The sequence below is a fragment of the Amycolatopsis sp. lyj-84 genome, from assembly GCF_046549075.1.
Classification (GTDB): domain Bacteria; phylum Actinomycetota; class Actinomycetes; order Mycobacteriales; family Pseudonocardiaceae; genus Amycolatopsis.
Genome location: NZ_JAJPWO010000003.1, coordinates 523,301 through 538,528 on the forward strand (window position 1 = coordinate 523,301; position 15,228 = coordinate 538,528).

Annotated in this window: 14 protein-coding genes; 11 read left to right on the forward strand and 3 right to left on the reverse strand. The window is 68.6% G+C overall.

Annotation, left to right across the window (positions count from 1 at the left end):
• The first annotated feature begins 134 nt into the window (after positions 1-134).
• The 5 genes from ACLJRM_RS12695 (at position 135) to ACLJRM_RS12715 (ending at position 7,071) form a co-directional block, all read left to right on the forward strand.
• Entirely contained in the window at positions 135-2,006 is a 1,872-nt protein-coding gene (locus ACLJRM_RS12695; protein WP_410663065.1) for a methylmalonyl-CoA mutase family protein, read from the forward strand.
• Positions 2,006-4,174, forward strand: a complete 2,169-nt coding sequence (gene scpA / locus ACLJRM_RS12700; protein ID WP_101612353.1) for a methylmalonyl-CoA mutase — start codon at positions 2,006-2,008, stop codon at positions 4,172-4,174. The genes ACLJRM_RS12695 and scpA overlap by 1 nt, the downstream gene beginning before the upstream one ends.
• Before the next feature lie 3 nt (positions 4,175-4,177).
• Entirely contained in the window at positions 4,178-5,176 is a 999-nt protein-coding gene (gene meaB, locus ACLJRM_RS12705) for a methylmalonyl Co-A mutase-associated GTPase MeaB (RefSeq protein ID WP_101612354.1), read from the forward strand.
• Positions 5,177-5,233: 57 nt separating this feature from the next.
• Positions 5,234-5,533: a hypothetical protein gene (locus ACLJRM_RS12710; RefSeq protein WP_101612355.1), complete on the forward strand. Its 300-nt coding sequence runs from the start codon at positions 5,234-5,236 to the stop codon at positions 5,531-5,533.
• 239 nt (positions 5,534-5,772) lie between these two features.
• Positions 5,773-7,071: an amidohydrolase gene (locus ACLJRM_RS12715; RefSeq protein WP_101612356.1), complete on the forward strand. Its 1,299-nt coding sequence runs from the start codon at positions 5,773-5,775 to the stop codon at positions 7,069-7,071.
• A gap of 169 nt (positions 7,072-7,240) precedes the next feature.
• On the opposite strand, the gene ACLJRM_RS12720 is transcribed toward ACLJRM_RS12715, so the two are convergent.
• Positions 7,241-7,693: a gamma-glutamylcyclotransferase gene (locus ACLJRM_RS12720; protein WP_184899429.1), complete on the reverse strand. Its 453-nt coding sequence runs from the start codon at positions 7,691-7,693 to the stop codon at positions 7,241-7,243.
• Between the two features lie 127 nt (positions 7,694-7,820).
• On the opposite strand from ACLJRM_RS12720, the gene ACLJRM_RS12725 reads away from it, so the two are divergent.
• The 6 genes from ACLJRM_RS12725 (at position 7,821) to ACLJRM_RS12750 (ending at position 12,837) form a co-directional block, all read left to right on the forward strand.
• A complete protein-coding gene (locus ACLJRM_RS12725; protein WP_101612358.1) occupies positions 7,821-9,224 on the forward strand; it encodes an NAD(P)H-quinone dehydrogenase in 1,404 nt (467 codons plus the stop codon).
• 104 nt (positions 9,225-9,328) lie between these two features.
• On the forward strand, positions 9,329-9,766 hold the full coding sequence (locus tag ACLJRM_RS12730; protein ID WP_101612359.1) for a hypothetical protein: 438 nt from the start codon (positions 9,329-9,331) through the stop codon (positions 9,764-9,766).
• Between the two features lie 570 nt (positions 9,767-10,336).
• Positions 10,337-10,741: a hypothetical protein gene (locus ACLJRM_RS12735; RefSeq protein ID WP_233223096.1), complete on the forward strand. Its 405-nt coding sequence runs from the start codon at positions 10,337-10,339 to the stop codon at positions 10,739-10,741.
• 147 nt (positions 10,742-10,888) lie between these two features.
• On the forward strand, positions 10,889-11,563 hold the full coding sequence (locus ACLJRM_RS12740) for a class F sortase (RefSeq protein ID WP_101612361.1): 675 nt from the start codon (positions 10,889-10,891) through the stop codon (positions 11,561-11,563).
• A 5-nt stretch (positions 11,564-11,568) separates the two neighbouring features.
• Complete coding sequence (locus ACLJRM_RS12745; RefSeq protein WP_410663066.1) at positions 11,569-12,099, forward strand: hypothetical protein; 531 nt, start codon at positions 11,569-11,571, stop codon at positions 12,097-12,099.
• Between the two features lie 126 nt (positions 12,100-12,225).
• Entirely contained in the window at positions 12,226-12,837 is a 612-nt protein-coding gene (locus tag ACLJRM_RS12750; RefSeq protein ID WP_101612363.1) for a hypothetical protein, read from the forward strand.
• 63 nt (positions 12,838-12,900) lie between these two features.
• On the opposite strand, the gene glpK is transcribed toward ACLJRM_RS12750, so the two are convergent.
• Both glpK and ACLJRM_RS12760 read right to left on the reverse strand, forming a co-directional pair.
• Complete coding sequence (gene glpK / locus ACLJRM_RS12755) at positions 12,901-14,415, reverse strand: glycerol kinase GlpK (protein ID WP_410663067.1); 1,515 nt, start codon at positions 14,413-14,415, stop codon at positions 12,901-12,903.
• Between the two features lie 13 nt (positions 14,416-14,428).
• Complete coding sequence (locus ACLJRM_RS12760; RefSeq protein WP_174720508.1) at positions 14,429-15,184, reverse strand: MIP/aquaporin family protein; 756 nt, start codon at positions 15,182-15,184, stop codon at positions 14,429-14,431.
• Positions 15,185-15,228: the final 44 nt, after the last annotated feature.

The window sequence follows — 15,228 nt, forward strand, 5'->3', positions numbered from 1 at the left end:
GGCACCCCGGTCACCCGGAAGTACGTGATGGCCCCCTTCACGGACTACGTGGTCCCAAAGGCCACTCAAGACCACTCCTCGGCGCGACTAGCGTCACAGGTAGGTCCTGTTAAGGGCCGTTAGCATCGTGGGTTATGACGGAAGTGGCCGAGACGGAGTCAGTGCCGACACCCGACGAGCCGGACGCTCCGGACGAGTTGAAGCTGGCCGCCGAGTTCCCGGAAGTGAGCCGTGAGCAGTGGCGCGAGCTCGTCGCCGGAGTGCTGCGCAAGAGCGGCGCGATCGACGACGGGTTCGACGGCCTGCCCGAAAGCAAGCTCGTCACCCGGACGTACGACGGCCTCGAGATCCAGCCGCTCTACACCGCCGATGACACGGTCGAGGGAACAGGTTTCCCCGGTCTTCCGCCGTTCGTGAGAAGCGCCCGGCCCGAGGGTTCCGTGACGACCGGCTGGGACATCCGCGGCCGGTACGCGCGCCGCGACGCCAAGGTCACCAACACCGCGATCCTCGCCGACCTCGAAGGCGGCGTCAGCTCGATTTGGCTGCGCGCGGGCGGCACCGGGGTTCCCGTCGCCGACCTGGCCGACGCGCTGAACGAGGTCTACGTCGACCTCGCGCCCGTCACCCTCGAAGCGGGCGAAGAGTACGAAGCCGCCGCGAACGAGCTGTTCACGCTTTTCGCCGAACGCGAGATCCCGGCGAGCGCGGTCACCGCGACGCTCGGCGCCGATCCGATCGGCCTGACCGCGCGCACCGGTTCGGCGCATCCGCTCGCCCCCGCCGCGGAACTGGCGGCGCGAGTCGCCGTCAGTCACCCGAAGGTGCGGACGATCGTCGCCGACGGCCTGCCGTTCCACGAGGCGGGCGGTTCGGACTCGCAGGAACTCGGCGCGACCATCGCGGCGGGCGTCGCGTACCTGCGGGCGCTGACCGAGGCAGGGCTGGACGTCGACACCGCGGCGGGTCAGCTCGAGTTCCGGCTCGCCGCCACGGCCGACCAGTTCCTCACGATCGCCAAGTTCCGTGCCGCACGGCGCCTGTGGGCCCGTGTCACTGAGGTTTCGGGCGGCACGGGAGCGGGGATGCGGCAGCATGCGGTCACCTCGCCCGCGATGTTCACCCAGCGTGACCCGTGGGTGAACATGCTGCGGACCACGCTCGCCTGTTTCGGCGCCGGGGTCGGCGGCGCGGACGCGATCACCGTGCTCCCGTTCGACGCCGCGATCGGCCAGCCGGACGCGTTCTCCGCGCGGATCGCGCGCAACACGCACGCCGTCCTGCTGGAGGAGTCCAAACTCGCCGGGGTCATCGATCCCGCGGGCGGATCCTGGTACGTCGAGAAGCTCACCGAAGACCTGGCCCAGGCCGCGTGGCGCGAGTTCACCGCGATCGAAGCGGCGGGCGGGATCGAGGCCGAGCTGGCGTCCGGCGCGCTCGCCGGACGGCTCGCCGAAACCTGGGAAAAGCGGTCGAAACGGCTCGCGACCCGTCGCGACCCGATCACCGGCGTCAGCGAATTCCCCAATCTGACGGAGAAAGCGGTCGTTCGCGATCCCGTCGAGGACCTGCCGGAGGGCGGTCTGCCCCGGCATCGGTACGCCGAGGCGTTCGAGGCCCTGCGGGACCGGGCGGACGCGCACCCCAGCCGTCCCCGCGTCTTCCTCGCCACGCTCGGCCCGGTCGCGGCGCACACCGGACGGGCGAGTTTCGCGGCGAACCTCTTCCAGGCGGGCGGCATCGAGGCCGTGAACCCGGGCGCCCCCGAAGACGTCGTCGCGGAATTCCGGGCCAGCGGAACGAAGGTCGCTTGTCTCTGCGGAAGCAACACTTCCTACGCGGAAGAAGCGGACAGCGTCGCGAAGGCGTTGAAGGAAGCAGGCGCCACGTCAGTGCTTCTCGCCGGAAAACCCGGCGACCACGCGGACGTCTCGGGCTACCTCTTCACTGGCTGTGACGCCCTCGAAGTCCTGACCGGCACGTTGACCGAGCTCGGAGTGCAGTGATGACCATCCCGAACTTCGCAGGCGTCGACCTCGGCGCCCCGGACCCGGTCGACCGTCCTCAATGGACCGAGGCGCTGCACGCCGCGACCGGCAAAGGCCCCGACGCGCTCGCCTGGGAGACGCCGGAGGGCATCGGCGTCAAACCGGTCTACACCGCCGACGATCTGTCCGGAGTGGACTTCCTCGGCACGTATCCCGGTGTCGCGCCGTACCTTCGCGGCCCGTACCCGACGATGTACGTCAACCAGCCGTGGACCATCCGCCAGTACGCGGGCTTCTCCACCGCCGAGGAGTCGAACGCCTTCTACCGCCGCAATCTCGCTGCCGGGCAGAAGGGCCTTTCGGTCGCCTTCGACCTCGCGACGCACCGCGGTTACGACTCCGATCACCCGCGCGTCGCCGGTGACGTCGGCATGGCGGGCGTCGCGATCGACTCGATCTACGACATGCGCCAGCTCTTCGACGGCATCCCGCTCGACAAGATGAGCGTTTCGATGACGATGAACGGCGCCGTCCTGCCGGTGCTCGCGCTCTACGTCGTCGCGGCCGAGGAACAGGGTGTCACGCCGGACAAGCTGGCCGGGACCATCCAGAACGACATCCTCAAGGAGTTCATGGTCCGCAACACCTACATCTACCCGCCGCAGCCGTCGATGCGGATCATTTCGGACATCTTCTCGTTCACCTCGCAGAACATGCCGAAGTACAACTCGATCTCCATCTCCGGCTATCACATGCAGGAAGCCGGGGCGACCGCCGACCTGGAGCTGGCGTACACGCTCGCGGACGGCGTCGAGTACATCCGCGCGGGTACCGAGGCCGGGCTGGACGTCGACAAGTTCGCACCGCGCCTGTCCTTCTTCTGGGCGATCGGGATGAACTTCTTCATGGAGGTCGCGAAGCTGCGCGCGGCGCGTCTGCTGTGGGCGAAGCTGGTGAAGGGCTTCGAGCCCAAGAGCTCCAAATCGTTGAGCTTGCGGACGCACTCGCAGACCTCGGGCTGGTCGCTGACCGCGCAGGACGTCTACAACAACGTCGTCCGCACCTGTGTCGAGGCGATGGCGGCGACCCAGGGCCACACGCAATCGCTGCACACCAACGCCCTCGACGAGGCCCTCGCGCTGCCGACGGACTTCTCCGCCCGCATCGCGCGGAACACGCAGCTGTTGCTGCAGCAGGAATCCGGCACCACGCGCGTCATCGACCCGTGGGGCGGCAGCGCGTTCGTCGAGAAGCTGACCTACGACCTCGCGCGCAAGGCGTGGGGGCACATCACCGAGGTCGAGCAGGCGGGCGGGATGGCGAAGGCGATCGACGCCGGCATCCCGAAGCTGCGCATCGAGGAGGCCGCCGCGCGGACGCAGGCGCGGATCGACTCCGGCCGCCAGCCGGTGATCGGCGTCAACAAGTACCAGGTCACCGACGACGAGCAGATCGACGTGCTCAAGGTCGACAACGCCGGTGTGCGCACGCAGCAGCTGGAGAAATTGCGGCGGCTGCGCGAGGAGCGGGACGAGGACGCGACACAGGACGCGCTGCGGCGGCTCACGGCGGGCGCGCAGTCCGACGGCAACCTGCTCGCGCTGGCCATCGACGCCGCCAGGGCGAAGGCCACGGTCGGCGAGATCTCCGACTCGCTGGAGAAGATCTGGGGGCGCCACTCCGGCCAGATTCGTACCATCTCCGGTGTGTACCGCGAGGAGGTCGGCAAGGCCGAGAACGTCGAGCAGGCGCGCGAGCTGGTCGAGAAGTTCGCCGAGGAGGAAGGCCGCCGTCCTCGGATCCTGGTCGCGAAGATGGGCCAGGACGGCCACGACCGCGGCCAGAAGGTGATCGCGACGGGCTTCGCCGACATCGGTTTCGACGTCGACGTCGGCCCGCTGTTCTCCACTCCCGGCGAGGTCGCGCGGCAGGCGATCGAGGCGGACGTGCACGTCATCGGCGTTTCGTCGCTGGCCGCCGGGCACCTCTCGCTGGTCCCCGCCCTGCGCGCCGAACTCGCCGACCAGGGCCGCGAGGACATCATCGTCGTGGTCGGCGGCGTCATCCCGCCGCAGGACTACGAGGAGCTGCGCGCGGCGGGCGCGGCGGCGATCTTCGGTCCCGGCACGGTCATCGCCGACGCGGCGATCGACCTGATCGGGCAGCTGACGGCCGTGGAGTCCTGAACCTTGCCGCGCAAGATCGACGTCGGCGAGCTGGCCAAGGGCGTCCTCGCAGGCGACCGCGGGGTGCTGTCGCGCGCGATCACGCTCGTCGAGTCCAACCGGGAAGACCACCGGGCGCAGGCGCAGGAACTGCTCGTCGAGCTGCTTCCGCACGCGGGCGGCGCGCAGCGGGTCGGCATCACCGGCGTCCCCGGGGTCGGTAAGTCGACCTTCATCGACCAGCTCGGCACGGATCTGACCGAGGCCGGGCACAAGGTCGCCGTGCTGGCCGTCGACCCGTCGTCGACCAAGACCGGCGGGTCGATCCTGGGCGACAAGACCCGGATGGCCCGGCTCGCGGTGGACCCGAAGGCGTTCATCCGCCCTTCGCCGACTTCGGGGACTCTCGGCGGTGTCGCGCGGGCGACCCGCGAAACGATCGTGCTGATGGAAGCGGCCGGATACGACATCGTGCTGGTGGAGACGGTCGGGGTCGGGCAATCCGAGGTGACCGTGGCCAACATGGTCGACTGCTTCCTGTTCCTGACCCTGGCCCGCACCGGCGACCAGTTGCAGGGGATCAAGAAGGGCGTCCTCGAACTGGCCGACGTCATCGCGGTCAACAAGGCCGACGGCGACCACGAACGCGACGCGAAACGCGCGGCCCGCGAACTCTCCGGCGCGTTGCGGATGATCTACGGGCGTGACGCCGAGTGGACCCCGCCGGTGCTGACGTGCAGCGCGCTCACCGACGTCGGGCTGGACGAAGTGTGGGCCGAGATCGGCCGTCACCGTGACGTTTTGACCGCATCCGGAGAACTGGACGGACGGCGACGGCGGCAACAGGTGGAGTGGACCTGGTCGATGGTCCGCGAACAGCTTCTCGGGCGGCTCGCCGCCCATCCCGAGGTGCGAGCGGTCGTTCCGGACGTCGAACGGGCGGTCCGGGACGGTGAACTGACCCCGACGCTGGCCGCCCAACGGATCTTGGCGGCGTTCTCCGGTCCTCCGCGTGGCGGCTGACGCCGGAACCCGGCACAGTGCAGAATCGAAAACGCGCGTCGCCGATGAAAGGGAGTCATGGCTACAAGGTCTCGTTTCGGGCAGCTGGCCGGGCTTCTGATCGCCGGGCTGGTCGTCTGCGCGCCGGTCGCGCAGGCCGGTGAGATCCAGGCGCCCGCGCCGGTGATCATGCAGGCAGCGGCGGTGCAGGACGTGCTGTCGCAGGCACCTCCGGGGCCGGTGCTCGACCCCGCCGAGACCGACAAGGCCAACAGCCAGGAGACCAAGAACAAGGTCATCGCGGGCATCGCCGCGGCGATCCTGCTGGGCCTGGTGATCCTCGGCCGTCGCTCCCGTTCCAAGAAAAAGAAGTCCTGAACCGCTACCGGTAAGTAGAGAAACTCTCCGCTTAGCCCGGGCCGAACTCCTCCAAGCCGTTCAACGCAGATCCACTACCGGCCGTCTAGGGCTCGATCACTCGACGAGCGGCTTGTCATCTGCATGGTGCACGATCTATCGCAAATGCGTATCACAGATCGAACGGCACCCAGCGTGTCTTCAGTGACCACTCGTACGGTGGTAGACGAAGGCAACTGTGTTGCGGGAGGAGGTGCGGCGTGACGGTGCTCGATTCACGTCCGGACATTCCAGGCGACCCCGAGGGTCGCGTCATTGCCCCTAAAGAGGCGCCCACCGCGCTGATCTCCGAGGCCGGCGTCAGCATGGCACCTGTGCATGATCTGGGTGCCGGACGCGGCCCTTTTTGGCTCGATGACTGGCTCCGCGCGAACGCCACCGACGTCCTCGCGTGGCGCCGGCACATCCACGCGCACCCGGAGCTCTCCCGCCACGAGTTCGCCACGACCGAAATGGTCATGTCCCTGCTCCGCTCGGTCGGGCTCAAGCCCTGGGTACTGCCGGTCGGCACGGGTGTCGTCTGCGACATCGGCAGCGGCGACCGTTGTGTCGCGCTGCGCGCCGACATGGACGCCCTGCCGCTGACCGAGGCCACCGGGCTCCCGTACGCCTCCAAGACCGACGGCGCCGCGCACATGTGCGGCCACGACGCGCACACCGCGATCCTGCTGGGCGCGGCGCGGGCGCTGGCGGGCGCACCGGAGCTCCCCGGACGGGTACGGCTGATCTTCCAGCCCGCCGAGGAGGTCATGCCCGGCGGCGCGCTGGACATGATCGCGGCGGGCGCGATGGAAGGCGTCGAGCGGATCTACGGGCTGCACTGCGACCCTCGGCTCGAGGTCGGCAAGGTCGGCCTGCGCGAAGGCGCGCTGACGTCCGCCGCCGACCTCATCGAGCTGCGGCTCACCTCGCCCGGCGGGCACACCTCGCGGCCGCATCTGACCGCGGACCTGGTGCACGCGCTCGGCACGGTGATCACGTCGCTGCCCGCGGTGCTCTCGCGGCGCGTCGACCCGCGGTCCGGGACCGTCCTGGTCTGGGGTGCGGTGCACGCCGGGCAGGCGGCCAACGCCGTCCCGCAGGACGGGGTGCTGCGCGGCACGCTCCGCACCGCCGACCACGAGGTCTGGACGATGCTGGAACCGCTCGTCGCGTCTTCGGTCGAGTCGCTGCTCGCGCCGACCGGCGTCGGGTTCTCGCTCGACTACCGCCGCGGGGTCCCGCCGGTCGTCTCCGACCCGGAATCGACCGCGCTGATGCGGGCCGGTGTCGAAGCCGCACTGGGCGAGTCCGCCGTGGCCGGTACCGAGCAGTCGTCCGGTGGCGAGGACTTCGGGTGGTACCTGGAGCACGTCCAGGGTGCCTTCGCGCGGCTCGGCGTGTGGCCGGGTGAAGGCCCGATGGCCGACATCCACCGCCCGACCTTCACCCTCGACGAGCGGTCGCTGCTGTGCGGCGTTCGCACCCTGGTCCACACCGCTCTGGCCACCCTGGCCTGACCGAGTTATCCACAGATCGCAGAGTTGTCCACAGGCCCCCGGAAAAGCTTTCCGGGGGCCTGTGCTGCGCACTGATTTCGGGGTGGTAGCAGGCGAAAGTCCGATTTTTCACCAGGTCGGGTGAAAGCTGTGGACGGCCGTAGAGGCCGAAGTATCCACAGGGTGGGTGTCAGCCGCTGATCCCCTGGCAGGGGCGGGTGCGGAGCGCGTCGACGTAGTCCGCGGGCGCGCCCGCGGCTTCGGCGGCGTCGGCGAGAACGCCGAGATACCGCGCCGACGGGAGTCCGCCCTCATAGGCGTCCAGGACGTACAGCCAGGGCAGGACGGAGCCCTCCATGGTCTGCACGCGCAACCGGAGTTTGGTGTGCATGCCGAGCTCGCCGCCTTCCCAGCGGTCGAGGCCGTCCTCGTCCAGCGGGGTGACGTCGTAGAGCACCACGAAGACCCGGGAGCCCGGATCTTCGACGATGGTCGCCAGCGCGCCTTCCCAGCCGATGTCCTCGCCGCCGAAGGTCAGCCTCCAGCCTTCCAGCCAGCCGGTGCCGGCCATCGGCGAGTGCGGAGCGCGCTCCAACATCTGGGCGGGCTCCATATTGGATCCATACGCGGCATACAACGGCACGGCGACAGCCTAGCGACCCGGCGGTCACCCGGCTGGACGCACATGCCGTGTCCGGCCACTCAATCCGCCCAACGGTCGCCCGCGTACGGTAAACGCAGTCACAGACACCGCTGCGAGGAGGAGACCAGTGACCAAGATCGTGATCATGGGCGGAGGCCCCGCCGGTTACGAAGCGGCACTGGTCGCGGCCCAGCACGGAGCCGACGTCACCATCGTCGAACGCGACGGTCTCGGCGGCGCCTGCGTGCTCTACGACTGCGTTCCGTCGAAGACCTTCATCGCCTCCTCCGGCGCGCTCGCGAACATGCACGACCTCCGCGAACTCGGGATCAACACCGACATGGCCGACACCAGTGTCGACCTGCCGACCGTCCACGGTCGCGTGAAGGGCCTCGCGCTCGCGCAGTCCGCCGACATCCGCGCCCGTGTCCAGCGCGAGGGCGTCCGCGTCGTCATCGGCCAGGGCCGGTTCGACGACGAAGAGACCGGTCTCGCCACGCACAAGGTCGCCGTCACCGCCCACGACGGCACCGTCGAGACCCTCGACGCCGACGTCGTCCTCATCTCGACCGGCGCCACCCCGCGGGTGCTGCCCGGCGCGGTGCCGGACGGCGAGCGCATCCTCGACTGGCGTCAGCTCTACGACCTGCGCGAACTGCCCGAGCACCTGGCCGTCATCGGCTCGGGTGTCACCGGCGCCGAGTTCGCGTCGGCCTACACCGAGATGGGCGTCAAGGTCACCGTCGTGTCCAGCCGCGACCGCGTCCTCCCGCACGAGGACGCCGACGCCGCCGCCGTGCTCGAAGAGGTCTTCTCGCAGCGCGGCACCACGGTCGCCAAGCAGGCCCGCGCCGACAAGGTCGAGCGCACCGAAAAGGGCGTCGAGATCCACCTCGCCGACGGCCGCGTGATCGAAGCCAGCCACGCGCTGATGACCGTCGGCTCGGTGCCCAACACCGTCGACATCGGCCTGGAGAAGGTCGGCATCGAGCCCGGCCCCGGCGGCTTCATCGGCGTCGACCGGGTTTCCCGCACCAGCGCGCCCGGCATCTACGCCGCCGGAGACTGCACCGGCGTGCTCATGCTCGCCTCGGTGGCGAGCATGCAGGGCCGCATCGCGATGTGGCACGCGCTCGGTGAAGGTGTCGCGCCGATCAAGCTCAAGACCGTCGCCGCCAACGTGTTCACCCACCCCGAGATCGCCACCGTCGGCATCAGCCAGCAGGCGATCGACTCGGGTGAGGTGCCCGCCCGCACCATCATGCTCCCGCTCGCGACGAACGCCCGCGCGAAGATGGAAGGCCTGCGACGCGGTTTCGTGAAGCTGTTCTGCCGCCCCGCCACCGGCGTGGTCGTCGGCGGAGTGGTCGTGGCGCCGAACGCGAGCGAACTCATCCTTCCCATCGCGCTCGCCGTCCAGAACCAGCTCACAGTGGAACACCTGGCACTGACATTTTCGGTGTACCCGTCGCTGTCGGGCTCGATCACCGAAGCGGGCCGCCAGCTGATGCGCCACGACGACTTGGACTGATCTTCTCCGGCGAAGCAACCCTCGCGGGGGTGACCGCGTCTAGCGCGTGTCGGTGTTTCGTTGACAGCTAGGGGTTTTTCGTGATTCGCAGGGTTCTCGCCGGAGTGGTGGCGATCGGTGCGGCGGTGCTGGCGGGGCCGGCGACCGGTCTCGCTCAGCAACCCCAGCCCGATCCCGGCGTCACGGTTCAGCTCAACGACAACACCGCTTACGAACTCGGGCTCGTCAACAAATACGTGCACGGAGACTCCAATGTGGCGCTGGCACAGTGCCCCGGAGACGGGCTGAAGGCGCCGACGTCGACGACGTTCTCCTCGCCGGTGCTGAGCGTCGGGAAGTACGACTACGGGCCGCTCATCGGGGTCCCGGCGAACGTCAGCGCGGAGGTCGAGCTCAAGGAGGGCACCGCGCCCGGGAGCTACCCGCTGACCGTGAACTGCAACGGAAAGTCCTACACCGCAACGTTTTCCGTTCCTGCCCGGCAGGTGGGCGCGGTTCCTTCCGGTGGCGCCCGCGCGGGTGACGGCAGTATGGCCTCCTGAGTTACCAAGTGTTTCGTGCCGCCCTCGGACTTTGTCCGGGGGCGGTTCTGTTTGGGCGAGTGGGGGCGGGTCTTGTGTAGTCGATTGCCGGTCCGTGAAGGACTCCTTCCCTACTGTGAGGGTAGGGAAGGAGTCCTTCACGTACTTATGGCGACCAGGGTGCGAATCGCGTTGGGCCTCGTGAAGGGCGAGTTCCCTCGCCCGGATTTCGCGACCTTTTCGTGATGAAACCGGGCAACCCGGCCCCCGGCCGGGGCGTCATGAGGGTGTCGGAGAAACAGAGAACCGCCACTGGGGGAACAGGGGCGCGGGATTCTTCTTTCCGATTTCCATCCACATTCCTTTTTCAGGGGTAATCCAATGAAGCGCACCATCATGCTCACTGCCGGTACCATTGCCGGATTCCTTCTTCTCGCGCCCGGAGCCGCTTTCGCGACTTCTCCGACGGGTGTTCCGTCGCCTTCCTCTTCGTCGGCTTCGCCTTCTCCGTCTCCCTCTCCGTCGGCGTCCCCGACCGAGGACCCCGACGGCCCCGGCCCGCACGCGTCCCCGGTCGGGATCCTCGAGAACTTGAGCCTCTCGCCCGCCAAGGGCAAGCCCGGGGACAAGGTGAAGCTGCGCTTCCAGTGCGCCAACCGCAACAACGAACTCGGCCCGAAGGTCACTTCGGCTGCTCTCATGGTCGACTCCGCGAACTCGGTCGACTCCAGGAAGTGGTCGGCGACGGTCAAGGACATCAAGCCCGGCAAGTACCCGGTGACACTGACCTGCTGGGGGCAGAAGTCGACGGTGACCTTCGAGGTGCTCCCGCAGAAGAGCCAGGTCGCGAAGGTGCCGGCCGGTGCCCCGCAGACCGGCGGCACCGAGGGGCCCGCCGACCACGTCGGTGTCCTTGCCGCCGTCACGGGTGGTCTCGCGCTGGTGGTGGGCGGGGTCGGCGCGGCCGCGTACCGTCGTCGTGCGGACCGGGCGTAGCGATCGCGATCATTTCGTGACCTGGGCGGGCAACCGTCCGGCCGCGCTTCGCGTCAGGCAGGCGTGGGGGTGAACGACGAGCCGGTTCCGGTCTGGGGGCCGGGGCCGGCTCAGTCACCGCCACGCCGTTTCACTACAGGGGTGAACATGAAGTCGACATGGTGGCGAGGACGACGGGCACCGCTGGTGCTCGCGGTCGTCCTGCTGGCCGTACTGGCGACGCTGGCGTTCGTCCTGTCCGGTCCGGGGGAGACCGGCCAGGCCGCGGCGCCGCAGGCGGTCGCGAGCCAGGCGGAGACACCGTCGGCCGAGCCGAGCGAACCCGATGCGCCCGTCGCTGACGGCGGGGCCGCCGTCGAGGGGATGCCGAAGGCGGAGCCGGTCTCGATCGACGTGCCGAAGATCGGCGCGAAGTCCACGTTGGTCCCGCTGGGGCTCAACGCGGACAACACCGTCGAGGTGCCGCCGGTGACCCAGCCGATGCAGGCGGGCTGGTACGTGAACGGGCCGACCCCGGGGGAGGTCGGGCCTTCGGTGGTCCTCGGGCACGTCGACGGGAACAAGCAGCCGGGCATCTTCTTCCGGCTGAAGGAGCTGGCGCCCGGCGACAAGGTCTCGGTCGCCCGCAAGGACGGCAAGACGGCCGAGTTCGCGGTCACGAAGGTCGAGCGGGTGGCGAAGGACAAATTCCCCACCGACGCGGTCTACGGCGACACCACCGCGCCGGAACTGCGGCTCATCACCTGCGGCGGGGTCTTCGACAAGGCGTCGCACAACTATCTCGACAACATCATCGTCTTCGCTCGGCTGATCCAGAGGTGAGTTCCATGATCAGGTACCGGTCCGCCCTGATGGTGGCGGTCGTGGCGTGCGGGATGGCCCCGGCCGCCGCGTACGCCGAGGACGTCTCGGCCACTCCGACGACGTCTCCCAGTCCGCCGCCGATGCAGTACCCGTTCGTCGCCCTCTCCCCGACGAAGTCGATTCCGGGGGAGGAGATCCTGGTCTCGGTCGGCTGCCCGGTCGCCGACCTCGGCGAGGTGAAGTCCATGGCGCTGGACCGCATCGCGAAGTTCGAGGTGACTTCGGAGGACCCGGTGATCCTCGGTGCCGTCGCGCATATCGGCGACAAGGTGAGACCGGGTTTCTACGCGGTCAAGGCGACCTGCAAGACGACGACGGTGACGATCAATCTCGAAGTGGTCGCGCTGCCGACCTCGTCGAGCAAACCGCCGAAGCCGAAGCCGACGCCGCCGAAAACGAGCTCGGTTTCGCCGGTGAAACCCGCGGCGGGTCGTCAGGTTTCGAAGATTCCGGTGGGGGCTCCGCAAACCGGTGGCGGCGGAACCACGTTTTGATCTCGTGAGTGGTAAGGACGGTGAGAACCGTCCTTACCACTCACGAGTTTTTTGTCGTGAAAGGCAACCTTTTCCCATTCCCGGAAGTGTTCTTGATGCGAGGGCTCGCACTGAGGGAGAAAGATCATGGGAATGAAGAGAATCGTCGCGGGCGCGGGTTTGCTCGCGATGACGGCGGGAGTGATCCTCGCGCCGCAGGCGTCGGCGACCGCGCCGCCGCCGAAACTGTGGGTCAGCCCGGCGAAGGTCGCGCCCGGGCAGGCGCTGGAATTCACCGCCAGTTGTTACGGCACACGCACCGCGGTGACGTCGGCGGGCCTGACCGGTCCGGTCACGCTCCAGGTCCAGCCGGGCTCGGGGAATCAGGCGCCGTACATCGGGCACGGCAACGCGGCGGGGAAGACGGGCAAGTACAAGGCGAGTTTCCACTGCGACGGCGGGCCGAACCTCCCGGCCGCCAGCGGGACGGCGACCGTCGAGTTCGAGATCGTCTGCCTGCCCCCGACGACGACGCCCACCGCGCCGCCGTCCAGCAGTAAGCCGCCATCGAGCAGCCAGCCGCCGTCCAGCAGCCAGCCGCCGTCGAGTTCCAGCGCGCCGCCCGGCAGCAGTTCGCGGGCCGTCGTCCCGGCCGCGTTGACGAAGCCGTGCGGGACGCCGCCGCCTTCCGGCAAGAAGCCGCAGGTGAAGGTCACGCCGATGGGTGCTCCGCAGACCGGCGGCGGCGCTTTCGGCTGAAACACGTGAAGGCCTCCTTCCCTACTCTGACGGTAGGGAAGGAGGCCTTCACGGACTCAAAGGTCAGTCTTCGCCCTCGACCCAGTCGAAGGTCTTCGTGACGGCCTTCTTCCAGTTGCGGTACTCGGACTCGCGGCGGGCCTCGTCCATCGACGGGTCCCACTGCTTGTCCTGCGCCCAGTTGTTGCGGATGTCGTCTTCGCTCTTCCAGAAGCCCACCGCGAGACCGGCCGCGTACGCCGCACCGAGCGCGGTGGTCTCGTTGACCACCGGGCGGATCACCGGCACACCGAGAATGTCGGCCTGGAACTGCATGAGCAGTTCGTTGACGACCATGCCGCCGTCGACCTTCAGCGACTTCAGCGGGACACCGGAGTCGGCGTTCATCGCGTCGATCACCTCGCGCGACTGGAACGCGGTCGCCTCCAGGACCGCCCGCGAAATGTGCCCCTTGTTGACGAACCGGGTGAGGCCGACGATCGCGCCGCGGGCGTCGGAGCGCCAGTACGGCGCGAAGAGGCCCGAGAACGCCGGCACGAAGTACGCGCCACCGTTGTCCTCGACGGTGCGGGCGTGCTGCTCGACCTCGGCCGCGGAGCCGATCAGGCCCAGGTTGTCCCGCAGCCACTGCACGAGCGAGCCGGTGACCGCGATCGATCCCTCGAGCGCGTACACCGTGTCGTTCGAGCCGATCTTGTAGCAGACCGTGGTGAGCAGCCCGTTGTCCGACATGACCTTCTCGGTGCCGGTGTTGAGCAGCATGAAGTTGCCGGTGCCGTAGGTGTTCTTCGCTTCACCCGGCGAGAGGCACGCCTGCCCGAAGGTCGCCGCCTGCTGGTCGCCCAGGATGCCCGAGATCGGGACCCCGGCCAGCGCGCCCTTCTCGCGGACCTTGCCGTACTCCTCCGAGGACGACCGGATCTCCGGGAGCATCGACAGCGGGATCGTCATCTCCTTGGCGATCTCGGCGTCCCACTCCAGCGTGTCGAGGTCCATCAGCATGGTCCGCGAGGCGTTGGTCGGGTCGGTGACGTGCACGCCGCCGTCGACCCCGCCGGTCATGTTCCACAGCACCCAGGTGTCCATGTTGCCGAAGAGCAGGTCGCCCGCTTCGGCCCTGGCACGGGCACCGTCAACGTTGTCGAGGATCCACTTGATCTTCGGTCCGGAGAAGTAGGTCGCCAGCGGCAGGCCCACCTTCTCGCGGTAGCGCTCCTGCCCGCCACCGAGCGCGCCCAGGTCGCTGACGATCTTGTCGGTGCGGGTGTCCTGCCACACGATCGCGTTGTAGACCGGCTTGCCGGTGGTGCGGTCCCAGACCAGCGTGGTCTCGCGCTGGTTGGTGATGCCGACCGCGACGATGTCGCTCGCGACCAGGTCCCCCTTGGCGAGCGCGCCCGCCGCGACGGCCCGCGTGTTCTCCCAGATCTCCTCGGCGTTGTGCTCGACCCAGCCCGCCTTCGGGAAGATCTGCTCGTGTTCGCGCTGGTCGACGGCGACGACCCGGCCGGAGTGGTTGAAGATCATGCAGCGGGTCGACGTGGTGCCCTGGTCGATCGCGGCTACGTACGAAGTCATCGAAGCTCCAGTCTCAGGTCAGGTTGTGGACGGCGAGGAACAGCAGGGCGGCCAGGGCACCGCCGATGAGCGGACCGGCGACCGGGATCCAGGAGTAACCCCAGTTCGGGTTGGCCTTGTTCTTGATGGGCAGCAGGAACGCGTACGCGATGCGGGGGCCGAGGTCTCGGGCCGGGTTGATGGCGTAACCGGTCGGGCCACCGAGGGACTGGCCGATGACCAGCACGACGAACGCTACACCCGCGTAGCCGAGCGCGGAGTTGCCGAAGTTCGGCGTTCCGCCTTCACCCGAGGCGTTGGCGTAGACCGGGCTGAGCAGGATCCACGCGACCAGCACGAAGGTGCCGATGATCTCGGTGACGAGGTTCCAGGCCTTGTTCGGGATCTGCGGCGCGGTCGAGAAGATGCCGAGCGTCTCGTCCCGCTGGGGGTGGTCGTCGAACTGCAGCTTGTAGGTTGCCCAGCAGAGCACGGCGCCGAGGATCGCGCCGACCATCTGCCCGGCGAAGTAGATCGGGACGTCCGCCCACTTCGTCTTGTCCGCGATGGCGAGACCCAGCGTCACCGCGGGGTTGAGGTGCGCGCCGCTCGGCGCGGCGATGCTGGCACCGGCGAAGACCGCGAACGCCCAGCCGAGGGTGATCATCACGATGCCACCGTTGTGGCCGTTGTTCTTCCGCAACACGTGGTTGGCGACCACGCCGTTACCCAACAGGATCAGGACCGCTGTTCCCAGCAGCTCCCAGACGAAAATGGCTCCCACACTCACCGTTCGACCTCCACATTGGACATTCCGCGCAGGGTCGTACACGG